Raw genomic sequence first — 26,815 nt, 5'->3', positions numbered from 1 at the left:
GCCGGCTATGCCGCCGGCATGTCAAAATAGCGGCTACCTCTGCGCCATTGACATGAGGTGCATCAGGAGATTTTGTGAACAATTCCAACGAAAGCGTCAGCATGGCGCTTTTCTGCGACTTCGAAAACGTTGCGCTCGGTGTGCGCGACACGAAGTACCAGAAATTCGATATTCGCCCCGTGCTGGAACGGTTGCTGCTCAAAGGCAGCATTGTCGTCAAGAAAGCCTATTGCGACTGGGAGCGTTACAAGGAGTTCAAATCTCCTATGCACGAGGCCAATTTCGAGTTGATCGAAATTCCGCACCTGCGGCAGTCGGGGAAAAATTCCGCCGACATCCGCCTGGTCGTAGACGCGCTGGACTTTTGCTATACGAAGTCGCACGTTGATACTTTTGTGATTATCAGCGGGGATTCCGATTTTTCGCCGTTGGTTTCAAAACTGAGGGAAAACAACAAGAAGGTCATCGGCGTGGGCGTCAAGCAGTCCACGTCCGACCTGCTGGTTGCCAATTGCGATGAGTTCATTTTCTATGATGATCTCGCCAGAGAAGGCCAGCGCAAGGCGGAGTCCCGTCGAGATAATCGGGGCGCCTCCAGCTCGAGTCAGCGCCGTACCCCAGAGGAAGAGCGCAAACGGAAAGAAGAGCAGGAGCAGCGCAAGACACAAGCGGTCGAGATGGTTGTCGAGACGTTCGAGGCCCTGATGGCCGAGCGCGGGGATAGCGGCAAAATCTGGGCGTCCGTGCTCAAAGACGCGCTAAAACGCCGCCGGCCCGATTTCAACGAGTCGTATTATGGCTTTCGCGCCTTTGGAAACTTGCTGGATGAGGCGCAATCGCGCGGGTTTCTTGAGGTCGGCCGCGAGGAAAACTCCAGCGCCTATGTGTATCGCAGCGGGGCTGGCGCGCCTGCCGCTATACAGGATGAGCCACGTGCCAAACCAACGCGCAGAACTCGAGGCGGCCGTCGAGCCGAAGGGGCAGGCAAGGAAACTGCACAGCAGCCCATTCAGCACGCTGATCAGAACCGTGTGTTCAATGATGTCGATGCCGGTCGTCAGGAACGTACTGCGGACGAGCCCGGCGCGCCGCTGATCGAGCAGCCGAAGTATCCCGATGTCCTGGAGCCGCGAGCAGCAGCCGAGCCAAGTGGCGGTGACGCTGCGGCAGTCGCCTCTGCGCCGCCTGAGGATCCTGGCACGAGCGAGCCCATTGCTGCGAAGCGCAGCCGCCCCCGAACGCGTCGCGCCAGCAAGGGCACCGAGCCGGGAGAAATAGTTCCCCAGGACAACGTGCACGCCGAAGTTATCGCTCCCGACGCTGGCATGGCGTCGCCAGCTGAGAGTGAGTCTGCCGCGCCCGCATCAGACACCCCCAAAAAAACCGCACGTAAGACTGCTCGCAGCACGACGACACGGACTCGCCGGCCTCGCAAGACTGCGAACAACTCGGAGTCTTGAGCTGAGGTGCGGGGCAGAGCATATTGCGCGGGGCGCGACGGGCAAAGCTATCCGTCCTGAGCAATCTGCGGTCATTTCAATTTACCGGTTTTCGTCATGGATATCGTTTTATAGGGTTTAAAACGATATCCATGACTGTTTTGCTCGGTATTGGTCGAAATGACACCGAGCAGAAATACGGCAGGAACGACGCTTGCTCACCTGTTTGGCCCCAATATCCGAGCAAGGAATCTGTCATGCCGTCTGCCCCTCTCGCTGCCTACTGGGATCGTGATGCCGCAGTTCAAGCCGTCCGTTTGGCGCGGCCGATGCTCGATGCCGCCCTGTCGGACGCAAACGTGGGCGAGAGTGGTTTCTTGCACGTGGTAATCATGAACCCGTTGGCCAAACCTGGCGGTTGCGATTTCGCCGACGCGATCCTGTATGAGGAAAGCCTGGGCAACCCTGAAGAGTGGGATGCGGACTATGGGGCGTTTGCGCGGGGCAAGGCAAGGATCAGTTGGCGCACAGGCCTGTCCAGCCACGAGGTCTGGGCGTTAAAGCCGCATTTGCTGCAGGCTAAAGACGGCCGTGTGTGGGGCAGTGTCTGCATTGATGGCATTGTGGTGGCAGTGAGCGGCGCCAACCCATGGTTCGACGAGGCGTTTGCCGCGGCGATAGCCGCACTGTTCAAAGCGGTGGTGCAAGGACGGCGCGATGAAGAAATGGCCCCCTGACTTAAGCAAGCAGCGCGTTCAAAGCAAGTCTTCGGAATGATGTCGGCTATGTCTGCGGGGCCGGCTGCGTGGCTACGCCGGCTACGTAGGTCGCGGGCGGCAATCTGCACCAGGCAGGCCCGAGTACAGGCGGTAAAAAGTACACAAGAGGTGCGAGGCCCCGCTTCGCCCCTGACGTGTGATCGTCGGCATGGTACTTGCCATGTCCTGGGTCTCAACTCAATAGGACATCGACGATGAAACAGCCACAGAGTAAGCCTAACCCCTCCGATGACGATACGGCGCGCGAAGCGCAAACCAGTCATCGAGACACGCAGAATCGCAGTAAAAAGGAAGGCCACGTCTCCCAGATCGGCACAGGGCAGGACCAACAGAGTCAACGCAACCGCGGATCGGGAGCGCGAAGCAAGCCTTAAGGCCGAGGTATGCCGTCTAGGGAGACTCGGACAGCGTAGTCAGGAATGCGGCAATGTCACGAGCGTCCTGACCGCTGATGCCTAAGTCCGGCATCGCCGTGCCAGGCTTGATCGTGGTGGGCGCCATCAACCATAGCCGCATATTTTCTGGATTGTTGGACAGTACGCCAGCGATGAATGGCCGTTGCGCGATGCCTGCCAACGGCGGGCCCACATGGTGAGAGGCGCCCACCACGTCGGGAATCACATGGCACGTCGCGCATAGATATTGCTCCACCGCTTGGCGTCCCGCGGTCACGTCGCCGATCCGTGAATCGCCTGTCGCCGTGGGGTCCTGCGACGCTGCCCGGGGTGACAGGCGTGCGGGTTTTTCGTCCCATTGTCGATACGCTACAGGTGACAAGGCCGGCAGTACTCGCATGAAGGCGACGACGTCCCACATCTGCGTATCGGTCAGCCGGTATTTCCAGGCCGGCATGCCGGTCATTTTGATGCCTTCCCGGACAATCCAGTAGATTTCGGCCGCCGGGCGATCGCGGGCGCTGGCGACCAATGACGCGGGGGCAGGGTTCAAGCCCAGTGCGTACGGGGCCGGAGCCGTCCCTGGTGCGCCGTGACATTGCACGCAGTGCGCGCGAAATAGTTCGAATCCATTCTGAATACGAGTTTCTGCGTCGAGTGGCGGTACCTGAATCTGATCGGCGCGCACGGCGACCGAGCGTGCCAAGGCGATATCCAGCAAACGATGAATCGGGGGCGTATGCGGCCGGGTCGCACTGACGTCGTACCAGCCGAAATAGACCACCAAACCGGCGAGAATGAACGCGCACACAGCCAACGCGCCGAGGGCGCGGACAACTATGCGTATACATCCTCTCATGTCCAGGGTCCTTTTTCGTTGCTCACGGCAATGACATCAAGAATGCCGCAATGTCCTCGGCTTGTGCCTGGCTCAGTCCGACATTCGGCATGGCGGTGCGAGGGTTAATAGCGGGCGGATTTAGCAGCCACTGCACGAGGTTTGCCGGGGTGTTAGGCAGCAAACCGCTCAAGTAGGCCCGAGTCCTGATGTTGTTCAACGGCGGGCCAACGGTGGATACAGGACTGCGTACCTGCGGTACGACGTGACAGGCGACACAGCCTTTTTCGGCGATCAAGCGGCGGCCTTGCTCGAGGTCGGCCTCGTCCAATCGGCCGGCCGAGATCGTGTCTTGCGCGAGCGGCGGCTCAACGTCGCCACAGGCAACCACGCAGCTCAGCGCGAACATCGCTGGCAAAACGAGGGTAGAGCGGACAGTCTCGCGCAAGGTCTTCGGCTCCTGAACCTGATTGGCGGTATGCGCGCAAGTTTTATACCTGGCCCGGGTACGGCGCATGCTCCTGCATCAGTCAATTTCATTTATGCGCCGATGTCGCCTCTACATGCCTGGTGCCGCACGCTTCGTGGTGTTGTTTGCTTGGTCCATTTCGATGTGGCCGTCGTTCGCGCGCGCTCAGCTGTCGCGCGAGGGGCAACCGGCGAGTGAAACAGCGATGCAGACGGCCGCAATAAATGAGGTGCTTTTCACGGGGGCCGCCATCATTTTTGCGGCGATGGTTGTATTGGTCGCGCTGGCTGTATTCGGTCCGTCGCAGATGCGCCGTCGGCTAGCGCGGCCTGCGCTCATTCATGTTGCGGGCATTGCGTTTCCCGTGTTGGTATTGACCATGTTGCTTGTCTATACGCTCAGTTCGCCGGCGATGAAGCAGGGGCCGGTGGCAAAGCTGCGGGTCGAAGTCACCGGCGAGGTCTGGTGGTGGCGCGTCCGCTATCTGGATGATTCGGGTTCGCTCTGGTTTGAAACGGCCAACGAGATCCATATTCCCGCCGGCGTGCCTGTGGAATTGGTGTTGAAGTCGGACAACGTTATTCATAGCTTTTGGGCCCCGGAGTTGGGCGGCAAGCTGGACATGATTCCAGGCCATGTCAATCGCATGACAATGCAGGCACGTGAACCCGGCGTTTATGAAGGGCTATGCGCCGAGTATTGCGGCGCGCAACACGCAAAGATGCGATTCTCGATCCATGCGTTGGCGCCAGAGGCATTCGATGCATGGATGGCGGCGCAACGGCGGCCTACCATCGAGACCGCACGCGCGCTGCAACCGGGCAAGCGCTTGTTTATGCAGACCTGTTCGATGTGCCATACGGTGCGCGGCACACCAGCCGCGGGAACCTCGGGCCCGGATTTGACGCACGTGGGCAGCCGCGCCACGCTGGCGGCCGGAACGCTGCCGAACAACGTGGGAGCGCTGGCAGGATGGATCGCTGCCAGTCAACACATCAAGCCGGGTAATCCCATGCCGTCATTCGACCAATGGTCGGGCGAGGAATTACGTGCCGTGGCCACCTATCTGGAAAGCCTCAAATGACGACAAATGATCCGGTGTCCGGCCCGTCATCGCCATTGCCGAATCCCATTCCACGGCCGGCGGGTGAACTGGAGTTGTTGGCGCAAGTCTGGCGGCGTCCGCGCGGTCTCAAGGCAATCACCGTTGTGAACAACAACTACATCGGCGTGCTGTACGTCGGGACGGCATTGCTGTTTTTCATACTGGCTGGCGTATTGGCGCTGTTGATGCGCACGCAACTGGCAGTTCCCGAGAGCGGGCTGATCAGTCATGAGCTGTACAACCAGTTGTTTACGATGCATGGCACGGTGATGATGTTCTTGTTCGCAGTGCCGGCCGTAGAGGCGGTGGCCGTGATGCTCTTGCCCAACATGCTGGGCGCGCGCGATCTGCCGTTTCCCCGTTTGTCGGCCTATGCGTACTGGGCCTATGCCGTGGGCGGAGTGGTGTTTTTCTGCAGTCTGTTTTTTGGTCTGGCCCCGGATGGCGGGTGGTTCATGTATCCGCCGCTCACCAGCACGCAGTATTCGCCCGCCGTCAATGCGGACTTGTGGTTGTTGGGAATCGGCTTTATCGAGATCTCTGCCATCGCGGGCGCCATCGAGTTGGCCATCGGGATTTTGCGCACGCGCGCGCCTGGCATGTCGCTGGACAAGATGCCGATTTACGCGTGGGTGATGCTGGTGTTCAGCGGGATGGTCATCATTGCGTTTCCGGCGGTGATAGTGGCCACGGCACTATTGGAATTGGAGCGTGCATTCGATATGCCGTTCTTCATCGCCGAGCGTGGCGGTGACCCCTTGCTGTGGCAGCATTTGTTCTGGTTCTTTGGCCACCCGGAGGTCTATATTATTTTTCTGCCAGCCGCGGGCATGGTGTCCATGATCATCCCCGCCATGACGGGCGTGCCATTGGTGGGATATCGATTGGTGGTGATGGCCGTGATCGGCACGGCGTTCCTGAGTTTCGGGCTGTGGGTGCATCACATGTTTGCCACCGGTATCGAGCCGATGTCATTGAGTTTCGCCTCGGCGGCCAGCATGTCGGTGTCTGTGCCGACTGCCATTCAGGTGTTCGCCTGGATCGCAACGATTGCGGCTGCGGTGCGTTTGCGTCCCATGAAGACGCCCATGTTGTTCATCATGGGCTTCTTTTTCATTTTTGTGCTGGGTGGGTTGACGGGCGTGATGGTGGCTGTCATTCCGTTCGATTTGCAGGCCCATGACACCTATTTCATTGTGGCGCATCTGCATTATGTGTTGTTCGGCGGCATGGTCTTTCCGCTGTTTGCGGCGTTCTATTACTGGATGCCATTCGTCAGTACCAGACCGCTGTCTGAACGCCTGGGGCGCTGGTCGTTCTGGTTGATGTTCGGGGGGTTCAACCTGGCCTTTTTCCCGATGCATTTCACCGGGTTGGCGGGCATGCCGCGTCGCGTGTACACCTATGCAGAGAGCCAAGGGTGGGGGTCGCTGAATATGCTGTCTACCATAGGCGCGTATCTCATTGCCGTGGGTGTGTTGGTGTTTCTTTGGGATATGGCGCGCAATTTCCGGCCCAGCAGTAAAAAGAATGCCGGCAATGTGTGGGACGCCGGCACGTTGGAGTGGCTGCCCAGCGCCGATTATGGGGTGCGCAGTATTCCCATCGTGACGTCGCGTGAACCGCTCTGGGATCAACCCGGAATCGAGGACGACGTGGCCGCCGGCAGATACTATCTGCCTAACGTGCCAGCCGGTGTGCGTTCGACGCTGGTGACTAATGCACTGGATGCCCGGCCCGAGTACGTGTTGCATCTGCCTGGCCCGGGGTGGTCGCCGTTATTGGCTGCGCTGGGCACGGCGGGCTTTTTCCTGTTGTTGACGTTCAAGGCCATCGTGCCTGCGGCGGCGTGCGGTGTGGTGGCTGTCGCGTCGCTGTGGCGGTGGTTATGGGATGCCGATAGCGCGCCCGATGTGCCGCCTATTGATATCGGGGCAGGTATTCGTTTACCGATGCGATGTATGGGCAGCGCGTCGCATGCATGGTGGGCCATGATGATGCTGATCGTCGTCTGCATCAGCATCTTTGGCGCATTGGTCTTTGCGTACCTGTTCTTGTGGCTCACCTCGGCGGATGTCTGGCCTGCTGTGCAAGCACTGCCCGGTCTGCTATGGCCCGCGGTGTCGGCATGCCTGTTGGTGGGGGCAAGCGCCCTGGCGATGCGCGCGGCGCGCAGTCTCAGGCAGGATAGGGCGCTGCTGCTGAGAGGGTGCTTGCTGGCCGGCATGATATTGCTGTTGGCTGCCAGCGCACTCGAGGTACACACGCACTGGCAACACGGTTTACGACCGACGGACTCTGCCTACGCCGCCGTGGTGTTTGCCTTGGCAGGCCTGCAAAGCACGTTTGCCGTGCTGGTCGGCATAATGGGGGCGTTCACGATTGCGCGCAGTGTAGCGGGGCGATTGAGTGTGGTACGGCGTGCGACGCTGGATTCGACGCTGATCATGTGGCATTACGCCGTGGCGCAGAGCCTAATCGGCTTGGGAATCGTCCATGGTTTCCCGCGGCTGGCGGTGGGGTAGACGGCCATGCGCAATAGATTCTCGATCGAACTATGGTTCCTGATTTCCGGCCCTATGATATGGCTGGCGCATTTTCTGTCGATCTACACTCTCAACGCGCTGCGCTGCGCGCGGCCGCAGTCTTGGCTGGCCGTGACCTGGATGACCTTGCCGGTCTCCTCGTGGATGATTCTGCTGGCCAGCGTGCTGGCGCTGTGCGCCATGGCGTGGGTTGCGATACGCCAGAACCGGCGCACCGTATCCAGCGGCCAGTCGGCATTTCACGCCAAGCTGACCAGCACGCTATGCCTGCTGTCGGCCATGGCGGTTGTTTGGCAAACGATGCCGGTGTTTCTCGTAGCGGAATGCGACTGACGCGCTTTAAGAACCGCGACGGCGCGATGCCGTTGTGTTGCATCGCACCGTCGCTACACTTATCAGGCCTCTGAATCCAGGTGAACTTGAACAGTGCCTGCGTCATACGTCACGGTGGCTTTGTAGCCGTCGACGCTCACGTTATCGAATTGACCATGCAGGCCCTGCGCGTTCAGCACGGTCAGCGTTTGGCCCACTGCCGGGATAAAGTCCTCGGCAAACTCGACACGCAGTGTGCCCGCCAGTGCGGCTACGCCTGACACCGTCAGTTGACCTGCGTTGTCCTTGCCCAGGTTGACGGACAGCGTGCCGTTGCTCAGTTGGGTGTAGCTGGCTTTCACTTGCACGGTGTCGTCGGCGTTGACTTCCAACGTACCGCCATCGACGTACACGGCGCCCGCGCCAAGGGCTGATGCCGAGTCTGCACGCAGCGTGCCTTGCGCGATCTCCGTGCCACCACTGTATTCGTTGGCGCCGGTCAAGGCCAGTGTGCCTGTGCCGTCCTTGGTCAGTTTGCCTGCGCCTGTGATGTCATTGCGCCAGCTGTCCATGGCGTTAAAGCCGCCTTGGCTGGCATCCATGGTCACGGTGACATCGCCATTGAATGCTGCATAGCCGTCGGCGGCAGCAAACAGGTTCAGTCGGCCGTAGCCTTCCTCGTCATCCAGCACGGGGTAGCCGGCGGGCAGGGCAGTGGTCTTGAGCACGACGCGGCGTTGATCAGCAGTCAGGTACGGTTGGCGTGTTTCCAACACGACTTCGGCGCCTTTGGGGACGACGGCTTCGCTGTCCGCATCGCTGGTGCGTTCAAAATCCCAGGTCAGGCGATACCGATAGGTGCTGGCGTTGGCAGCATGGTCGGCAAAGCGGTCTTTCGACACGTCTTGCGAATGGGCAAACTGGTAGAAGTCTTCGACCGTCGCAGCGCCAACGGCGGCTTGCAATGTCTCGTGCGCCTGCGTAAATGCTGCCTGACGGACGCCCGCATCGCTGTTATAGATGTTGGCCACCGCCGAGGCCGTGCCCAGGATGCGGCCGCCTGTCACATCCAGAGGCGAGTGCATGCCCGCCATGATGCGGTTGTAGCCCAGCTCCATGCTGCGCGCGATCATTTCCTGGAAACGCTCGGGCACAACGTACGCCATGGCAATGGCGTTGCGTACGGCTTCGGCCGTGTGGCCGCTCGGATAGCCGCCATCGGTGCCCGGCGAGCTGCTCTTGGCGGTTTCCAGCGAGGGCGCGACGATGACATCGGTGCTCCAGCGCCACGGACGTGCGTATTTATAAAAGCGCTTGCTGGGCTCGGTCGACGCGTCGGCACCCATGCTTTGCACAAAGGAGATGACCGTGCCGAATGAGGGGTTGGCAGCACCGCCCACACCCGTGTTGTTGCCCGAATCGTCCTGCTTGGTGACATAGGATTCCGTCGGAATCGACATTGCGCCGGCGAATGTCGAGGTCTGCTGTGCAGCGGTGCGCCAGTAGTCTGTCAACGGGCCCATGCCGTCGGTCACGCTGTAGTTCTTGCCGCGACGGTCATCGAGGTAGGCGGCCAGTTCCTGCGCGGCTGTACGGTTTTGCGTGGTGCGTGCTGAAAACGCGATGTTTTCGGCATGGACGGCGGCATTGGTGACCTTGCCGTCGGTGGTGTCGTTGGGAATGCCGCTCCAGTCGGATGCCTCAAAACCTGTGCATCCGTTTTTGGCGTCAGCCGATACGCCGGCGTCAACCAGGCGCGTGCTGGGTTCCCAGACTTTCAAGAAGCCTTGCAGTACGCGTACGCCTGCATTGGTTTCGATCGTGGCATGGCACGCATCGCCGCGTACGTTGGTCACTGCGGTATCGACATAATATTGAACGCCAGAGGGCAGCGGTGCCGTGTCTGCGTATCCCAGACCGGCAGGGGCGGCGGGAATGACATAGTCGCCACCCGGGGATACTTCGTCGTCATCGTCATCATCGCTGCCACTGCCGCATGCGGACAAGGCCATCATGACGGCGAGCGTGGTCATGCGTAGCGCATAGACAGGGAAGGGGCGGGCAAAAGTAGATTTAGCGTGCATGACAATCAACAACGGTTGAAAAGTCCGCCATGCTAAGAACTAATTGTGTAATGCTGATGACGTTTCGTGTGACAAGGGCGCCGATGAACGTGACTGAGTCATCCCGTTGACGTCGTACGAAGTTTTTTGTGGGCGTAATGCCTTCTGCCTCGCCTACGTTTTACGGGTGGCTCAGCGCTCGGCCGATCATTGACCACGAGACGGACCTGCCCTATGCTGGCCCTCCATAGAGGCAAGGTGGTCCGCGTGCTTACTTGCTTGCCTGATGAGCTCACCCTGACAACAAACGAATTAATCGCGATGAAACTTTTCTACCACCCCGGCAATGCCAGTATGACGCCGCATTGTCTGCTCGAAGAAATCGGGCAACCCTTTGAGCTGGCCTTTGTCGATCGCGCACACAACGCGCACAAATCCGCGGACTACCTGCAGCTCAATCCGAACGGCTTGATTCCGGTGCTGGTCGATGGCGATCTGGTGCTGTACGAAACGGCGGCCATTTGCCTGCATCTGGCCGATACGCATCCAGACAAAAAACTGGCACCTGAATTGGGCACGGCCGAACGCGCGCAGTTCTACAAGTGGCTGATGTGGCTGACCAACACCATGCAGAGCACTTTGCTCTCGTATTTTTATCCAGATCGCTGGGTAGATGAGGGCAACACCGCTGCAGCCGCGCAGATCAAGGCCCATGCAGAATCACGGATCGCAGGCCTGCTGGATCAACTAGACGATCATTTGAAGAGCAGCAGTGGCCCGTGGTTTCTGGGTGAGCAATACACCGTGCTGGACCCGTATGTCATGATGCTCTGCCGATGGACGCGCGGCCATGCGCGGCCTGGGCGTGATCTGCCGGCGCTGGGGCCCTATCTGCAACGCGTGTTGGAGCGTCCGGCCGTGCAACGTGCGTTGAAGGCCGAAGGGTTGGAGCACCCCTGGGTGTAGGCGGCGCCGTTCTTCGGTCAAGCACACATAAAAAAGCCTGAATCTGGTTGGCACCAGATTCAGGCCTCTTGAGACCATTGACATCGCTTCAACAAAGGGATCGGATGGTCACCAACCCGCTTGCCGGGGAGAGTGAGCTCCCCATTTCAATCACCCTGATCAGCCGATCGAAGCCAACACATTGTTCAGCGTGGCGCTGGGACGCATCGCGGCGCTCGCCTTGGCTTCGTTGGGCTGGTAATAGCCACCGATGTCCACGGGCTTGCCTTGAGCCGCTTTCAATTCGTCCAGGATCTTGGTCTCGAACTCGCCAAACGCGGCGGCCGGGGCCTTGAATTGCTGGGCCAACTCGGCATCCTCGGTCTGCGCGGCCAGGGCTTCAGCCCAGTACATCGCCAAGTAGAAGTGGCTGCCACGGTTGTCCAGACCGCCGACCTTGCGTGCGGGCGACTTGTTGTTGTCGAGGAACTTCGAGGTAGCCTGGTCCAGGGTACGGGCCAACACGCTGGCGCGCGGGTTGTTATAGGCACGGCCCAGGTGGTCCAGCGATTCGGCTAGCGCCATGAACTCGCCCAGCGAATCCCAACGCAGGAAGCCTTCTTCGACGAATTGCTGCACGTGCTTCGGTGCAGAGCCGCCCGCGCCGGTTTCGAACAACTGGCCGCCGGCCATCAACGGCACGATGGACAACATCTTGGCGCTGGTGCCCAGCTCCATGATCGGGAACAGATCCGTCAGGTAGTCACGCAGCACGTTGCCGGTCACCGAGATGGTGTCCTTGCCCGCGCGGATGCGTTCCAGCGAGAAACGGGTCGCTTGGACCGGATCGAAAATATGCAGTTCCAGACCCTTGGTGTCGTGGTCGGCCAGGTATTTCTTGACCTTGACGATCAGTTGGGCGTCGTGGGCGCGCTTTTCGTCCAGCCAGAAGACGGCGGGCGTCTTGGTCAGGCGGGCGCGGGTGACGGCCAGCTTGACCCAGTCTTGCACCGCGGCGTCCTTGGTCTGGCACATGCGCCAGAGGTCGCCAGCCTGAACGGCATGTTCCAGCAATACGGTGCCGGCCGCGTCAGTCACGCGCACGGTACCGTCGGCGGGGATCACGAACGTCTTGTTGTGCGAACCGTATTCCTCGGCAGCCTGAGCCATCAGGCCGACGTTGGGCACGCTGCCCATGGTGACGGGATCAAAAGCGCCGCGGGCCTTGCAGTCTTCGATGACGGCTTGGTAGACACCGGCGTAGCAGCGGTCCGGAATCACAGCCTTGGCGTCTTGCAGTTCGCCAGCGGCGTTCCACATTTTGCCGGAATCACGGATCATGGCCGGCATCGATGCGTCGACGATCACGTCGCTGGGCACGTGCAGGTTGGTGATGCCGCGATCGGAATTCACCATGGCCAAGGCGGGCAGATCCTTGTAGGCGGCGTCGATGTCAGCCTTGATGGCGGCCTGTTGGGCCTCGGGCAGGGCGGTGATCTTCGCGTACAGGTCGCCGATCCCGTTGTTGGGATCGAAACCGACTTGTTTCAGGGCGTCGGCATGGCGAGCCAGCACGTCTCGGTAGAACACGGACACCACGTGGCCAAAGATGACGGGGTCGGAGACCTTCATCATGGTGGCTTTCAGGTGGACCGAGAACAGTACGCCCTGGGCCTTGGCGTCGGCGATCTGGGCTTGCAGGAAGCTGCGCAGCTTGGCGGTAGACAGCACCGATGCATCGATGATTTCACCGACCTTGACGGGGGTCTTGTCCTTGAGCACCGTTTGGGTGCCATCAGCGGCGGTCAGCTCGATCTTGACGTCGCCGGCGGTCGCCACGGTGGCCGACTTTTCGCTGCCGTAGAAATCGCCGTCATCCATGTGGCTGACGTGCGATTTGGAATCAGCGGCCCAGGCACCCATCTTGTGGGGGTGCTTGCGTGCATAGTTTTTGACCGACAGGGGGGCGCGGCGATCCGAATTGCCCTCGCGCAGCACGGGGTTCACGGCGCTGCCCTTGACCTTGTCGTAGCGCGCTTTCACGTCACGCTCGGTGTCGTTGGCGGGTTCGTCCGGGTATTCCGGCAGCTTGTAGCCCTGGGCTTGCAGTTCCTTGATGGCAGCTTTCAGCTGGGGCATCGAGGCGCTGATATTGGGCAATTTGATGATGTTGGCGTCGGGGGTGACGGCCAGCGCACCCAGCTCGGCCAATGCGTCACCGATTTTCTGGCTATCGTCCAGATAGTCGGGGAACACGGCAATGATGCGGCCGGCCAGCGAAATATCGCGGGTTTCAACCGTAATGCCAGCGGATTTAGCGAAAGACTGAACGATGGGCAGCAACGAACGGGTAGCGAGCGCCGGAGCTTCGTCAGTGAGGGTATAGATAATCTTCGGAGTTAGAGCCATAGTCTTCGTTTTTGCCCGGGCGCCAAGCGCCATCCGGACATGCGTTGCCGGACACCGTTGCCGATGTCATCGTAGGGTGGGTGAAACGGGAGAGACGCACGAGGCGTCTGCCCGTCATGCCGGTAATCCCCCCGTTATGGACTGCTTTGGGTAGGTATTGCCGTCATGAAGACCCTATTGTAATCCCGACAAAGGCAAAAGTGGTGAAAGTCTTATAGAAGACTTGCATATTTTTGGAGGGAGGTCTTGTATAAGACTAATGCCGTCCGGCTCCCCTCGGGAAAATGTGGCCGAGTGAGGCGCTGATACACGAGAGGGCGGCATATCGTCGAATTTGCATTCAGACCGTCCACCACTGCCATGCTGCGATCGACAGCGCGGCCCATACTGCCACGATGACCACTGCTGCGGTCCAGTTGCGAGGCTTGGGCTCGTTTGCATTCGATCGAGCTTCTGCCTGAGCCCGGCATTCGAGCAGCACATCGCCCGGCAAAAGTTTGATTGCCAGCCAAATCAGGCCCGGCAATAAGATCACATCGTCGAGATAGCCCAGCACAGGGATGAAATCCGGGATCAGGTCTATCGGGCTGAGTGCATAGGCGACGACAAATATGCCCAAGGCTTTGGCATACCAGGGCGTGCGCGGATGCCTGGCGGCAAACCATAGCGTCAAGCCGTCTCGCTTGATACGCTTGGCCCATGCTCTTAGACGAACATGCAGGGGGCTGGCCGGGGTGGGCATGATACTTGCTTGGCCTTGGTGCAAGCCCTGAGGGCACTCGGTAGATGAGTGAGACAGTTTACTGGTTTCACTGCCTTGGAGAATCGCTTATGGCTACACGCACCATCTGGAAAGGCGCCATCACGTTCGGTCTCGTCCATATTCCGGTCGGCTTGCATACGGCGACCACCGAATCGGGCGTGGACTTCGACTGGCTGGACCGGCGTTCGATGGATCCGGTGGGATACAAGCGCATCAACAAACGAACCGGAAAAGAAATCGAATCTAAAGATATCGTGAAAGGCGTCGAATACGAGGACGGTCAGTACGTCATCGTCTCGCCTGACGAAATCTCCGAAGCCTATCCGCGCACAACGCAGACCATAGAAATTCAGCAGTTTGTCCGAGCGGAGGAGGTGTCATTCGTCTTTCTGGAGCGTCCGTACTACATCGCGCCTATCAACAAAGGGCATAAGGTGTATGCGCTGTTGCGCGACACATTGGTCAAGACCGGAAAGATCGGCATCGCCAAGGTGGTCATCCAGACAAAACAGCATCTGGCGGCGCTGATCCCATCCGGGGACGCGCTGGTGTTGAACCTGATGCGCTGGGGCGACGAGGTGAAATCGCTGGACGGCCTGGATCTGCCAAAGACCGGAGACAAAAGCATGTCGCCCAGTGCATCCGAACTGAAGATGGCGAAAATGCTGGTCGACGAGATGTCCGAGGAGTGGGATCCGGAGCAATACCAGGATGAGTTCAAGTCGGCCATCATGCATCTGGTGCAGCAGAAGGTGAAGGCTGGCAAAACGGAGACCGTCATCGAGCCGCAAGAGGAGGCGCCCGCCTATGCAGATAATGTCATTGACTTGACCGAGTTGCTGCAACGCAGTCTGGGGCGGGGCGGGTCAACCAAAACATCGCGCAGCAAGGCCGCCTCTGGCGGGGCAAAAAAACCAGCCCGCAAATCCCCGGCAAAGAAAGCATCGGCACGTAAAACTGCGACGGCTGGAAAACGCGCCAAACCGGCGCGAAAGGCAGCCTGATCATGGCGGATAGTCTGAAAAAGTATCGTGAGAAACGAAATTTCTCGGTGACGCCGGAGCCATCAGGTGGCGGAGATCCCAACGGCGATGGGCTGGTATTCGTTATTCAGAAGCATTGGGCAAGCCGTCTGCACTACGATTTCCGGCTGGAACTCAATGGAACAATGAAAAGCTGGGCGGTTCCCAAAGGACCTTCTTTTGATCCATCGGTAAAGCGGATGGCGGTGCAAGTCGAGGATCACCCCATGGCGTACAACCAATTCGAGGGAACCATACCGAAAGGCCAGTATGGTGCGGGCAAGGTCATCATCTGGGATGAGGGGCATTGGAGCCCGATCGGGGATCCTCGGCGAGGGTATCAGTCAGGACACCTGAAGTTCGCACTCGAGGGCAAGAAAATGCAAGGCCGCTGGGCGCTCGTGCGATTCAAGAGCAAAGCGTCCGAGCGGCAGCCTCCGTGGCTATTGATCAAAGAAAAAGATGAGTACGCCCAATCCGAATCCGAGTTCAGCGTGGTAGACGAGATGCCGGACAGTGTGGTGCCGTTGCGTGACAAGAAACCGGCCGCGGCGTCATCGGGCAAGCGGAAATCCAAAAGTAATGGCTCCGCGCCGTCTGGAGAAACCACCTTGCCCGGAAAGGCAGCGAGGTTCCCGGCACAGATGAAACCGCAATTGGCCACGCTGGTGGACGCCGTGCCACGCGGTGCGCAGGATTGGCTGTATGAGATGAAATTCGATGGATACCGGATTCTGGCCAGGATAGACGGTACAGAGGTAAAGCTATTCACCCGCAACGGGCATGACTGGAGCGCCAAAATGCCGCACCTGGTGCGCGAGTTCAGCGAACTGCAGCACGATACGGGTTTTGGCAACGCATGGGTGGATGGTGAAATCGTTGTGCTTTCCAGCGAGGGCATTCCCAGTTTTCAATCGCTGCAGAACGCCTTTGACACGGAGCGGACAAAGGACATCGTCTTCTATGCATTTGACCTGCCTTATATCGCAGGCCGCGATATCGGCAGCGAGCCGCTCACGCTGCGCCGTCAGTTGCTGCATCAGTTGATGAGCAAATCAAAGAAGGGCTCTCATCTGCGATTCAGCGAGGCTTTTGAGAAGCCGATTTCGGACCTGGTCGCCTCGGCGTGCAAGCTCGGTCTCGAAGGCGTGATTGGCAAGCGGCCGTCGGCGCCTTATGTCTCACGGCGGTCGGACGATTGGATCAAGGTCAAATGCGGGCGGCGGCAGGAGTTCGTGATCGTAGGCTTTACCCTGCCAAAGGGAGGGCGTGCGGGATTCGGTGCGCTATTGCTGGCTGTCCACGGCCGTGATGGAGGCTTGCGGTATGCCGGCAAGGTCGGAACCGGTTTCGACGATCATCTATTGCGCGAGCTGCATCAGAAACTCGAGCGTATCGAACAGTCAACCTCCGCCATTACGGACGGACGTCCTCCGGGGGGCAGAGATATCCGCTGGGTGCAGCCTAAGCTGGTCTGCGAAGTATCGTTTGCCCAATGGACCCAGGGCGGTCATGTGCGCCATGCAACGTTCAAGGGATTACGTACGGACAAGCCGGCTGAAGAAATCGTGCGAGAAAAACCCGTACCGGCAGAGCAAGTCGCCAACAAACCGGATGGACGACGTCCCAGGCGGGGGCGGAGCGATGTTCCCTCTGCCAAAGCGCTGAAACTGTCGCACCCTGAACGGGTAATCGACTCCTCGTCCGGCCTGACAAAACTGGACCTGGCGCGATATTACGCACTGGTGGCGCCTTTGATGATGGAGCATCTGCAGCGGCGGCCTGTGTCGTTCATGAGGATGCCGGCAGGCATACAGGGAGAGCAATTTTTTCAGAAGCACTCCGATGCTGCCATTACGGGCGTGACAATGCTTTCCGAGCGCTTGCAACCCGGACATCCTCCGCTGATGGAGATCGCCAAGGCCGAGGGCATTCTGGCGGCGGCGCAATTGAACGTCGTCGAGTTTCACACCTGGAACGCGATTAAAACCGCAATTTCGAAACCGGATCGCATGGTACTGGACCTGGATCCAGGAGAAGGAATGTCATGGAAAGGCGTGCAGCAGGGCGCAGAATTGGTCCGTGTGCTGCTGCACGAACTGGGTCTGCAAAGCTGGTTGAAAACCAGCGGAGGAAAGGGCCTGCACATTGTCGTACCGATTCGCAGGCAGTATGACTGGGACACGGTAAAGGATTTCTCGGCGGCGATCGTGCGCCATCTGGCCCGCACGATACCCCAGCTATTCGTCGCCAAGAGCGGCCCGCGCAATCGGGTAGGAAAGATCTTTGCGGACTATCTGCGAAACGGCTTTGGCAGCACGACCGTGGCGGCGTGGTCCGCGCGAGGCAGGCCGGGACTGCCGATTTCGGTGCCTGTGAGGTGGGACGAACTGAACACGCTGAAAAGCTCGGCGCAATGGACGATCGCCACCGTCCATGAACGGCTGGACGTGGGAAATGATCCCTGGGCTGACTATGCGCCGCAAGGCATCGCCCGGGCGATGAAGGCGCTCGGTTTCGATCCGTCACGATAGGGATACGGGCAAGGCAACACGATATAAGGAGCGTTCACGATGAAATTCACAAAAGCTACCGGTGCGAAGGCGCAAGGCGATGCAGTGATATTCAATATGGAGATCTCTGGCGTCACGCGGCAGTTCGAGATATCGGGAGACGTATTGCGTCGAAAATTCGGCGCGATCGACGACAACGCGGTCGAACTTTTACAAGCCTTTGAGCGTGGGGCCGATGCAGTACGAGAGGCGACTCACCGCGTTCGCTCAACCCCCACGGACGGCCGTGTGCTATTGGGGGCAGGGGATTTTGAGTAGGGACTGGGTGTGCCATGAGGCATGCCTATGCATCCTTGTCTGCTGCCTTTATGCAGTTGCATAACCTGTCCAACTCCAGCGCCACTTCATGCCAAACCCAGCGGATCAGCTCGACGGCTTCCAGTTCCGCGGCATCGAAAGCGTTCTCTCGCATTGCGCTTTCCACGATCCGATTCAGACGGTTGAAGGGCTCGCTGGTATGACAGGCGGGAGGTTCGGCCTCGCGGTCGCGCACGGCGCGGGCCAATCCAGCGATTTGTTCATTTGCCGCAGCAGCCAGCTGGTCTAGCGCCGGCCCCAAGCGTCGACAGATATTCTCGGATAGCGTAAGCCCGCCCACGCGCTTCATCAGCGGAACCGTGCGCCATAATCCCTCGAGGTCATTGATCAGCGGGTGCGCCGTATGGCGCTTCCAGAAAGACATGGGAAATGCGTGCGATTGATACGCCATATCGTTGGCGCGCCAACGTGCGTGCTCCATTGCAGGCCTGTCACTCACATCTGGCCGCAGCCGCCCCTCGTTCATGGCGGCCGCCCAATCGACAAGCAGGTCTCCATATATCTCGATCGACTTCGCCAGATTGGATCGCATACTGAGATGGGCCGACAAGGGCAGCACGGCGGCGGACGCCGCGACACCGGACAGCGAACCGATGACAATCGCCATGGACTTGTTATAGGCGCCGCTGAGGATATCGTTGTCTGGCGCCACGGTGAGAATAGTGACCGTGACCAGGCTGTAGCTGAGCGTGTTCCAACGCGCCGACAAGTAGGCCCCGATGCCGACGCCGATCAGAATGCCTCCGAGCGGCGACATCGATGTACTGCGCGATATGAGGACGAGTGAAACGCCCAGCGCCACCCCAATGAATGCGCCCATGAGTCGCGCTGCCGCTTCGCTCACGGTACCTTCTACGCTCGCGCGCACGACGAACAGCGCAGAAAATGCACCCCATGCGATTTCGGGATAGCCTTGCCACGTCATCCAGGCGTAGGCCAACAATACCGCAGCGATGTTCTGTAGCGGCAGACGAACGCCGTCGCGCGTCACGGCCGTGTGACCGGAGGCGGCATAGGTGAGGATACGAGAGCATGATTGAATCCAAGCTTGGGGTAAGCGAACAGGCACGAATCACCGACAGAAAATGAGTCACAGTAGATATCCATTCCGCAATATTCATGCCGCCGCGACCTCCGTTGTAGCGATCACGCCAGGCACAGCACTTGCGCTGATAGATGGCGTGGAGCCGGTATCGGAACACTACGTTGATTGCTTTCAAAGCGCCTGTGTTCTGCGCGGCAAACCGCGGCAGAAACCTGAGAATGGATTGGAGAATTTCATGGGTCCAAAGACAAAACGTCTGCTCGCTCTCACCGCAATCGCTGTCGTGTTCGCGGTATTGGTGGCAATGGTGCCCTGGTAGAGCGCCGATACATGGCGACGCAAACGGTGCCAAGCCCGGAACAGCAAACGCTGAAACGTACCGCCACGCTCAGCGCTGCATGTCCCGATTCACGCATTCGAAGAAATCAATCTTCCTCCTCGCCGCCGAGCGAGTGACCAGACGCGGGAGGCAGGCCCCCGTTGCGCTCGGGATCAACCGGGGCTCGCGACAGGCCAGCCTCATCGGCATTGACCTCTTGGTCGGTATCTATATCGCGCGCTATGTCATCCTGGATAGTCGGCGGTTCGGCCGAAGCGCGTTCGCCGGTACCTGCGGCATCGCTGTCGGCAGGCTCCGCGGGCCGATCATTGGCTGAGTCCGACGAATCGCTGGGCCCGTAGGGGTCTCGAGAGGTGGCAGGTGTCGTCATGATGGAGCTCCGGCGGGTTGGAAAAACACGGTGCCGCAAGCGCCATTCCTACGACGATGTTGAGGTGTCTTGATCTCGCAAGAACGCCAGGAAACGCCGCTCCGCCGGGCTCAACCCCTTGGGCGAACGCGGTGCGGGTCCGTTGCTGATCAAGGCGGACGCCTCGTGTGCCTGGATCACCGCAGGATGCACATAACAGTTACGGCAGACGGCCGGGGTGTTGGCCAATGTGCGCGCTACGGCCTTGATCACATCGGGCGCTGAGGCCGACGGATCGTTACGCAGCAGCTCATAGGCCAAGACCGACGCCGCCCATGTCCGATAGTGCTTGGTGGTGAAATCGCCTGCGCCCGCCGCGCGCAGGTAGTCATTCACCATACTGGAATCAACGGCATGGCGCACGCCCGATTCGTCTTGGTACTGAAATAGACGCTGGCCTGGAATTTCCATGCAGCGCCGTATCAGGCGGGCCAATCGCCGGTCACGCAGGGTCACATCGTGCACGACGCCGCTTTTGCCGGTAAAGGCCAAGCGTATTTGGCTGCCCGCCACTGTCGTGTGGCGCCGCGACAAGGTAGTCAATCCATACGACCGGTTTTCACGCGCGTACTCGTCTGAACCGATACGGATGAGGGTCCGCTCGAGCAAGGTCACGATCAACGCCAGTACACGTTCTGGCGGCAGGCCGGGACGAGCCAGATCCGCCTCGACCTGCCGGCGAATTTTCGGCAGGGAAGCCCCGAAAAGCGCCAGCTGCTGGAATTTTCCGGCATTGCGCTCGGCAGTCCATTCCGCGTGATAGCGGTATTGTTTACGCCCACGTGCGTCGCGACCTGTGGCTTGCAGATGCCCCACGGGCGACGGACAAATCCATACTTCTTCGTAAGCCGGCGGTATCGCCAGCGCTCGGATTCGCGCCAAGGTCGCTTCATCGCGAATCAGATGGCCATCGACATCGTAATATCGGAATTCGCCGTCTTTGCCGCGCTGGCGCCGTAATCCGGGTTCGTTGCCGTCGTAGTAGATCAAGCCTGCAGGCGTTGCGCTTTCCCTGGGATGAGCGGGCGCGTCCGTCCGCGCGCGATCTGCCGCCGTGGAACCGGCATCGAGTTGCTGACGTAAAGCCGCGCGGCGCGTCATGGACGTTCCCGGGTCTGACGCAGGGCCTGCAGCCGATCGCGCCACGGAGGCGAGTCCATCGCGGTAATCGTATTGCCCGGCAATCGCCGCCGCCAGTTGGGAAACTCGACTGTGGTGCCTGGTACGTTGGGGCTCTCATCCAACCCGGCGATATCTTCCAGCGAGGCCAGCGCCAGCGCACAAGGCGCACTCGCGACAAAGCCAAGCATCGCGGGCAGGGGAGCACTGGCCGGCAACGAGCCGCCATCACCCAGATGGCTCCATAGCGCGAGCTTGTCTGCCTGGCGTTCCTGCAGCAGCTGTGTTGCGGTCTTTTCTTTGCTCAACCGGTCGGCGTCCTGCCGCTGGTGGATGTCCGTACCATGCCACCATCCCATCAGGGTCGGTAAATCATGCGTGGTCGTCAGCGCAGCAGCATCGCTCGGCCACTGTGCCGGGGGCATGAATGGCGCGGGATCTGACTCTGATTCTGGGTCTCGCATGAACCACAGCACATTCATCCCGCCAATACCATGATCACGCAGCCGGTCATCAAAGCCGGCAGGTACAGTGCCGAGATTTTCGCCGATCACCAGACCGCGATGGCGCCAGGCCTCCAGCGCGATCAGGCCGAGCAAGGCGTCGGCGGGCAGGCGCAGATAGGCGCCATCGGCCGGGTCCCCGTTCTCGGACACTAACCATAGGCGCTCCATACCGAGAATATGATCTATGCGCGTACCGCCGGTATGGGCCAATGCTGCTCGCAGTACGCCGAGAAAGGCGTCATAGCCGCGGCGTTGCAAGGCGGACGGCGACAAAGCCGCCAGCGCCCAGGATTGACCGCGTGGCTGATGGACATCCGGCGGTGCACCAATCGATACGCCATGCAGAAAACTATCGGGATCGCTCCAGACCTGGCTGCCTGCCGGGCTGACGCCTACCGCCAGGTCGCTCAACAAGCCGACTCCCATTCCCGCCTGGCGGGCGGTGGCCTGAGCCCGAGCCAGACTCGCCGTTGCCAGCCATTGGGCAAAGCAATGGAAATCGACCTCTTTGGCGTGATGAGCGGCGAAATCCTGTACGTGGCGAGATCGTGGATCACGCCATGTTTTGTCCCATGCCGTCCAAGTCTGTATTCGACCCGGCGCGGCAATATGCGCGGCGTGCAGGGTCTCGAAAATGGCATGATCCCGCAGGGGCTGGCCTTGTCGCTCGCAGAAAGACCTATAGTCTCGCTGCAGCGAGGGGGCCATCATCACAAATTGGTCGTGCAGGCGGCGCAGCAACTGCAGCCGGACCTCTGCGGCGCGCGGCCAGTTGATCTGGGCGCCTTGGTCCAATGCCGCCCAATCGATGGGGGGCAATGAGTCCAAGGCATGCCGCACGGCGGCCTCGCCCAGCACCTGGGCAGGGGCAGCGTAGAGCACATTGAGAAACAGACGGCTGGACGGAGAATAGGGACTGCATGCAGCGGGATCGGCACTGAACATGGCATGCAGCGGATTCAAGGCCAAAACATCCGCGCCTGCGTCGCCCAGGCGTTGCGCCAGATTCGCGACGGTCGCCAGATCGCCATGCCCCCAGGTGCGATGTACGGGGTCGAAATGCGCTTCGCGCAGGCTATAGACTTGTGCCATGACGCCCCAGCTACGTGGCTGAGCGCGTCCGAGCAAGGCGGCCATATCGGGGGCGCGAGGGGTGATGGCCAGCCGCTGCGCCGCTTGCCCAGCCTGCCGCAGCTCGTAGTAGCCCGGTTTGACGGGCAACCGCAGCTGCGCTCCCTGTGCATGCGACTCAAGGTTCACCGCATGTGCGCTATTGTCTTCTTCGGACACCAGATCGGCCGGACCCTCGCGCCACTGCGGCAAAGGCAGGACATGGCCGGTCCGCTCGACGAGCAGGGCTGGCGCGTGTGGTTGCGTCGCGTCCAGGGCCGCGTGAGCGGCCGCCACATCGTCGGCATTCTCGCACTGCACCCCCAGCGCATGAAGCAGCCGGCGCAGTTGCTCAGGCCCGACACGTCGGGCCTGTCGATGGGCATCTATCCAATGCTCTTGCAGCCCGCAGCGACGGGCTAGCGCAGACAGGTCGGGCGCGACAGCATCGCTCATTGGGGCTCCTCCAGCACACAGAGTGTGCAGCGGGCAGGCAGCTCGCCGGCGGCGGCGCGGGCCAAACCGCCATCGATACTCTCATAGCGCAACGACTGGCGATGGGTGGCGGAGAGAGGATGGCGCAAGCCACATGGTTCTGATCCCAGGTTGCTGCACACGGTCAGCCGAGCGCCATCGCCCAGCCGCCATTGCGCTTGAACGGCAGCAGGGCCGAGGACCATGCCTGGTTCGCTACATGCGTCCGCGAGGCGGAACGCCAGATGGCGTTGGCGTAAATCGAGCAGGTGCTTGTAATAGCCTTTCCATGCTGGTGCGCCACCGTTCTCCTGCCAGGGGCGGCTACGCAGATACGTGTCAGGCGAGTTCGGATCAGGCAGATCGGCAACGGCCGCCAGTGCCTCGAATTCACGCTGGCGCCCTTGCCGTACGGCGTCGGCCAGCGCTTCGTCAGTGTGGCTGGTGAAGTAAAGAAAGGGTGCGTTCGACCCGATTTCTTCGCCCATGAAAATCATCGGCACGCCCGGCGACAAGAGTTGCAGCGCAATCGCGGCCCGCAAAGCCTGCTCGTCGCACAATTGGTTCAAGCGCTCGCCCAATGCGCGGTTGCCCGTTTGATCATGATTCTGCAGGAACCAGACGAAAGAGGAGGGGGGCAAATCGCCGCTGGGCTCACCACGGCGTTCACCGTTTCGAAACCGTGACGCCTGGCCCTGATATTGCCAGCCTTGTGCCAGACAGCGGCTCAGCATGCGGGCAGGGGCGTCGGCGTAATCGCTGTAATAGCTCGCCGTCTCGCCAGTCAGCAGGTGATGCAAGACATGATGGCCGTCGTCGTTCCACTGGGCATCAAAGCCGGCGCGCAACAGCCGGGATCTATTTTTATCGTCCTCGATCACGAGATAGATGCGGCGTGGTGCGAGGCGCTGCCGCAGTCGCTGCGGTAGCTCCAGCAGCCAGTCCTCGTCCTCGATGGCATGCACAGCGTCCAATCGCAGGCCATCAAAGCGATATTCATCCAGCCAATAACAGGCGCTATCCTCGAAAAAACGCCTGACTTCCGGGCGGCGAAAGTCGATCGCGTCGCCCCAGGGCGTGGCCACGTCCTCGCGAAAAAAGGGCTGCGCGAGCCGAGGCAGATAGTTGCCATCCGGACCAAAGTGGTTATAGACCACGTCCAGCATCACGGCCAGCCCTAGTCCATGTGCGCAATCGATCAGGCATTTCAGCTCTGCGGGCGTGCCGTACGCGGTGTCGGGCGCGTACGGCAGAACACCGTCATAGCCCCAATTCCGCGGGCCGGGAAAGTCGGATATCGGCATCAATTCAATAGCGGTAATCCCCAGCGCAGCTAATTCGGGGAGCCGTTCGCGCAGGCCGTTGTAGCCGCCGGCCAGTCCTGCGTGGACTTCGTACAGAACGGTGCGCTCCCATGGCGGCGGCTGCCAGGATGGGTAATGCCACGCATACTCGTCCTGTCCCATCACAATGCTGCAGTCGTGCACATCGCCAGCCTGCAGGCGCGATGCGGGGTCCGGAATAGGGGTGCCATCGGCCAGCCGGTAACGGTAGCGCGTGCCGGGAGGGCAGTCAGGTACACGATGTTCTACCAGCCCATCCGGTGCTGGCCGCAGATCAACCGATGCGCGGCCTGAGATTTCCAGACGCAGGCCAGTCTCCGCTGTAGGAGCCCAGAGTCTGAATACTGTGCTGCCGTCAGACTGCACATTGGCGCCATAGTATGGGCTCATGCTCCGCCTCCTGGATGGGTGGCAGACAGCAGCACGGCGCTGTGCCCCTGGACCAGCACCTCGCCTTCTGGCGGCCCGCCGGCAGTCGGCAACGTCGAGGTATCCAGCTCTTGCGTCCAGGCCAGATCGGGCGCGGGCAGCGTAAAGGCCAGCGGCTCGGCGGTAGGGTTCAACATCAGCAACGTGATGTCCAGCGTGCCGTCGGCGCGTGCCGCGCATCGACGCAGTGCCAATCCGGCCCCATCGTCCGGTTGTGCCAACGGCTCACCGCTGGGCTCGAACCAGCCGATGCGTTGCAAGGCTGGCGCCAACTCCTGGCCAGGATCGCCGTAACGCTCGGTACGCAGGCTCGGATGAGCCCGGCGCAAGGCCGTCAGGCGTGAAACGAATTGGCTGAGCTCGCGTCCCTCTGCGCTGTCTGCCTGCGTCCAGTCCAACCACGACAGCGGATTATCCTGGCAATAGGCATTGTTGTTACCGGCCTGGCTATTACCGAAATCATCGCCTGCCAAAATCATCGGCGTGCCGTCGGCACATAGCAGCGTCGTCAATAATGCGCGGGTCACGCGCAATCGGGTTTCACGGATCTCCGGCTCATCCGTAGGTCCCTCGGCTCCCCAGTTATGGCTGAGATTGTCCGGATGACCATCCTGGCCGTCTTCTCCATTCGCCTCGTTATGCCGTTCCGCATAGCTGACCAGGTCTGCCAGCGTGAATCCGTCATGCGAAGTGATGAAATTCACACTGGCCCAAGGCCTGCGATGACGGCGGTCGAATAGCGGGCGCGAGCCGGTGAGCGCGTCCATCATCGCGCCGCGCTGGCCTTCGTCGCCGCGCCAGTAGCGTCGCGACGTATCGCGGAACACCCCGTTCCACTCTGCAAAGCCTGGCGGATGATTGCCCAGTTGATAACCATCGGGGCCGATATCCCATGGCTCGGAAATCAGCTTGCAACGCGCCAGCAAAGGATCCTGCAGAATGGCATCAAAGAATCCAGATCCAGGATCAAACCCGGTGCCTTCCCGGCCCAGCGTCACGCCCAGGTCAAAACGGAACCCGTCGATGCCATATGACTCAGCCCAGTAGCGCAACGAATCCATCACCATCTGCAGCACACGCGGATGCGACAGATTCAGGGTATTGCCGCAGCCGGTATCGTTGATATAGTGGCGTTCCTCACCGGGAATAAGCCGGTAGTAGCTCGCATTGTCCAGGCCGCGCCAGGACAGGGTGGGTCCCCACTCATTGCCTTCGCATGTATGGTTGTAGACCACATCGAGCCAGACTTGAATCCCGGCCGCATGCAGACGCCGCACGGCTTGGCGCAGCTCGTTGGCGCCTTGGGGCGTATAGGCTGGCTCGGGCGCGAAATATGACAACGTACTGTAGCCCCAATAGTTACGCAGGTCTTTTTCGATCAAGAATCGATCCTGCAGAAAGGCGTGCACCGGCATGATTTCGAGCGTAGTGATGCCCAGGCGCAGCAAATGATCGATAAAGCGTGCATCGCCGAGTGCGGCGGCCGTCCCCCGTATGGGCACACGCAAATCGTCTCTTTGCATCGAAGCACCGCGTAGATGGACCTCGTAGACGACGGTATCCTGCCAATTGATCGCCGGCGCACGTGAGCTGCCCCAGTTGAACGGCGTGTCGGCGGTGACAATGCCTTTTGGCATCAACGGCGCACTATCGCGCCGGTCCATCGTCAGGTCGCCGCGAGGGTGCCCCATGCGATAGCCGAACAGTGCGTCTCCCCACCGCAGTGGCGCATGCAATTGGCGCGCATAGGGATCAAGCAGCAGCTTGTTGGGATTAAAGCGATGTCCGTGCTGCGGATCATAGGGACCGTGTGCCCGATAGCCATAGATCAGGCCGGGCTGCGCGTCCGGCAAGTAGCCGTGCCAGATTTCGTCGGTGCATTCGGGCAATCGCACGCGCCGCAATTCCTTGCGGGCTTTGGTGTCGAACAGACACAGGTCGATCTGCGTCGCGTTGGCGGAGAAAACGGCGAAGTTGATGCCTAAACCATCACTGGTCGCGCCCAGCGGGTACGGAGATCCAGGCATCAAAGGCGCTGAGAGCGTTGCATCCATGATGGGCAGA

General features: G+C 60.3%; 21 protein-coding genes. 10 read left to right on the top strand and 11 right to left on the bottom strand.

Annotated elements, in window-relative coordinates:
• The first annotated feature begins 74 nt into the window (after positions 1–74).
• Both ACYVIT_RS14040 and ACYVIT_RS14035 read left to right on the top strand, forming a co-directional pair.
• On the top strand, positions 75–1,460 hold the full coding sequence (locus ACYVIT_RS14040) for an NYN domain-containing protein (RefSeq protein ID WP_415805172.1): 1,386 nt from the start codon (positions 75–77) through the stop codon (positions 1,458–1,460).
• Between the two features lie 236 nt (positions 1,461–1,696).
• Positions 1,697–2,176, top strand: a complete 480-nt coding sequence (locus ACYVIT_RS14035) for a hypothetical protein (RefSeq protein WP_415805171.1) — start codon at positions 1,697–1,699, stop codon at positions 2,174–2,176.
• A gap of 432 nt (positions 2,177–2,608) precedes the next feature.
• Here the strand turns inward: ACYVIT_RS14035 and ACYVIT_RS14030 are convergent, their stop codons facing one another.
• Positions 2,609–3,472 carry a c-type cytochrome gene (locus tag ACYVIT_RS14030; protein WP_415805170.1) on the bottom strand — a complete coding sequence of 288 codons (864 nt, stop codon included), beginning with the start codon at positions 3,470–3,472 and terminating at the stop codon, positions 2,609–2,611.
• A gap of 22 nt (positions 3,473–3,494) precedes the next feature.
• The gene (locus tag ACYVIT_RS14025) at positions 3,495–3,899 is read right to left on the bottom strand and encodes a c-type cytochrome (protein ID WP_415805169.1); all 405 of its coding nucleotides are present in this window, start codon (positions 3,897–3,899) and stop codon (positions 3,495–3,497) included.
• Between the two features lie 115 nt (positions 3,900–4,014).
• Between ACYVIT_RS14025 and coxB the strand changes: the two genes are divergently transcribed.
• Genes coxB through ACYVIT_RS14010 form a run of 3 tightly spaced genes read left to right on the top strand, consistent with a single transcriptional unit; the run spans position 4,015 to position 7,904 of the window.
• Positions 4,015–5,004 (top strand): cytochrome c oxidase subunit II, encoded by a 990-nt coding sequence (gene coxB / locus ACYVIT_RS14020; RefSeq protein WP_415805168.1) that lies wholly within the window; start codon positions 4,015–4,017, stop codon positions 5,002–5,004.
• The gene (locus tag ACYVIT_RS14015; RefSeq protein WP_415805167.1) at positions 5,001–7,550 is read left to right on the top strand and encodes a cbb3-type cytochrome c oxidase subunit I; all 2,550 of its coding nucleotides are present in this window, start codon (positions 5,001–5,003) and stop codon (positions 7,548–7,550) included. Before coxB ends, ACYVIT_RS14015 begins: the two co-directional genes overlap by 4 nt.
• 6 nt (positions 7,551–7,556) lie before the next feature.
• Entirely contained in the window at positions 7,557–7,904 is a 348-nt protein-coding gene (locus ACYVIT_RS14010; protein WP_415805166.1) for a hypothetical protein, read from the top strand.
• A 62-nt stretch (positions 7,905–7,966) separates the two neighbouring features.
• Here the strand turns inward: ACYVIT_RS14010 and ACYVIT_RS14005 are convergent, their stop codons facing one another.
• The gene (locus ACYVIT_RS14005; protein ID WP_415805165.1) at positions 7,967–9,916 is read right to left on the bottom strand and encodes an acid phosphatase; all 1,950 of its coding nucleotides are present in this window, start codon (positions 9,914–9,916) and stop codon (positions 7,967–7,969) included.
• A 351-nt stretch (positions 9,917–10,267) separates the two neighbouring features.
• On the opposite strand from ACYVIT_RS14005, the gene ACYVIT_RS14000 reads away from it, so the two are divergent.
• Positions 10,268–10,912: a glutathione S-transferase family protein gene (locus ACYVIT_RS14000; RefSeq protein ID WP_415805164.1), complete on the top strand. Its 645-nt coding sequence runs from the start codon at positions 10,268–10,270 to the stop codon at positions 10,910–10,912.
• Positions 10,913–11,071: 159 nt separating this feature from the next.
• Here ACYVIT_RS14000 and ACYVIT_RS13995 read toward each other — a convergent pair whose 3' ends face one another.
• The gene (locus ACYVIT_RS13995; protein ID WP_415805163.1) at positions 11,072–13,300 is read right to left on the bottom strand and encodes an NADP-dependent isocitrate dehydrogenase; all 2,229 of its coding nucleotides are present in this window, start codon (positions 13,298–13,300) and stop codon (positions 11,072–11,074) included.
• 340 nt (positions 13,301–13,640) lie between these two features.
• Positions 13,641–14,042 (bottom strand): YkvA family protein, encoded by a 402-nt coding sequence (locus ACYVIT_RS13990; protein ID WP_415805162.1) that lies wholly within the window; start codon positions 14,040–14,042, stop codon positions 13,641–13,643.
• A gap of 89 nt (positions 14,043–14,131) precedes the next feature.
• On the opposite strand from ACYVIT_RS13990, the gene ku reads away from it, so the two are divergent.
• Genes ku through ACYVIT_RS13975 form a run of 3 tightly spaced genes read left to right on the top strand, consistent with a single transcriptional unit; the run spans position 14,132 to position 17,916 of the window.
• Entirely contained in the window at positions 14,132–15,067 is a 936-nt protein-coding gene (gene ku / locus ACYVIT_RS13985; RefSeq protein WP_415805161.1) for a non-homologous end joining protein Ku, read from the top strand.
• 2 nt (positions 15,068–15,069) lie between these two features.
• Positions 15,070–17,619 (top strand): DNA ligase D, encoded by a 2,550-nt coding sequence (gene ligD, locus ACYVIT_RS13980; protein WP_415805160.1) that lies wholly within the window; start codon positions 15,070–15,072, stop codon positions 17,617–17,619.
• Positions 17,620–17,658: 39 nt separating this feature from the next.
• Complete coding sequence (locus tag ACYVIT_RS13975; protein WP_415805159.1) at positions 17,659–17,916, top strand: DUF1488 family protein; 258 nt, start codon at positions 17,659–17,661, stop codon at positions 17,914–17,916.
• 25 nt (positions 17,917–17,941) lie between these two features.
• Here ACYVIT_RS13975 and ACYVIT_RS13970 read toward each other — a convergent pair whose 3' ends face one another.
• Positions 17,942–18,967 (bottom strand): FUSC family protein, encoded by a 1,026-nt coding sequence (locus ACYVIT_RS13970; protein ID WP_415805158.1) that lies wholly within the window; start codon positions 18,965–18,967, stop codon positions 17,942–17,944.
• Between the two features lie 94 nt (positions 18,968–19,061).
• On the opposite strand from ACYVIT_RS13970, the gene ACYVIT_RS13965 reads away from it, so the two are divergent.
• Positions 19,062–19,340 carry a hypothetical protein gene (locus tag ACYVIT_RS13965; RefSeq protein WP_415805157.1) on the top strand — a complete coding sequence of 93 codons (279 nt, stop codon included), beginning with the start codon at positions 19,062–19,064 and terminating at the stop codon, positions 19,338–19,340.
• A gap of 106 nt (positions 19,341–19,446) precedes the next feature.
• Here the strand turns inward: ACYVIT_RS13965 and ACYVIT_RS13960 are convergent, their stop codons facing one another.
• Genes ACYVIT_RS13960 through glgX form a run of 5 tightly spaced genes read right to left on the bottom strand, consistent with a single transcriptional unit; the run spans position 19,447 to position 26,805 of the window.
• Entirely contained in the window at positions 19,447–19,731 is a 285-nt protein-coding gene (locus ACYVIT_RS13960; protein WP_415805156.1) for a MatE family transporter, read from the bottom strand.
• A gap of 48 nt (positions 19,732–19,779) precedes the next feature.
• Positions 19,780–20,871, bottom strand: coding sequence for a DNA topoisomerase IB (locus ACYVIT_RS13955; RefSeq protein WP_415805155.1), 1,092 nt, complete (start codon positions 20,869–20,871; stop codon positions 19,780–19,782).
• Complete coding sequence (gene malQ / locus ACYVIT_RS13950) at positions 20,868–22,961, bottom strand: 4-alpha-glucanotransferase (protein WP_415805154.1); 2,094 nt, start codon at positions 22,959–22,961, stop codon at positions 20,868–20,870. The genes ACYVIT_RS13955 and malQ overlap by 4 nt, the downstream gene beginning before the upstream one ends.
• Complete coding sequence (gene treZ / locus ACYVIT_RS13945) at positions 22,958–24,712, bottom strand: malto-oligosyltrehalose trehalohydrolase (RefSeq protein WP_415805153.1); 1,755 nt, start codon at positions 24,710–24,712, stop codon at positions 22,958–22,960. The genes malQ and treZ overlap by 4 nt, the downstream gene beginning before the upstream one ends.
• Positions 24,709–26,805 carry a glycogen debranching protein GlgX gene (gene glgX / locus ACYVIT_RS13940; RefSeq protein ID WP_415805152.1) on the bottom strand — a complete coding sequence of 699 codons (2,097 nt, stop codon included), beginning with the start codon at positions 26,803–26,805 and terminating at the stop codon, positions 24,709–24,711. The genes treZ and glgX overlap by 4 nt, the downstream gene beginning before the upstream one ends.
• Positions 26,806–26,815: the final 10 nt, after the last annotated feature.

It is taken from the genome of Bordetella muralis, from assembly GCF_054781015.1.
Note: the sequence above shows the minus strand (reverse complement) of the source record. Positions and strands in the feature narration are given on the sequence as shown.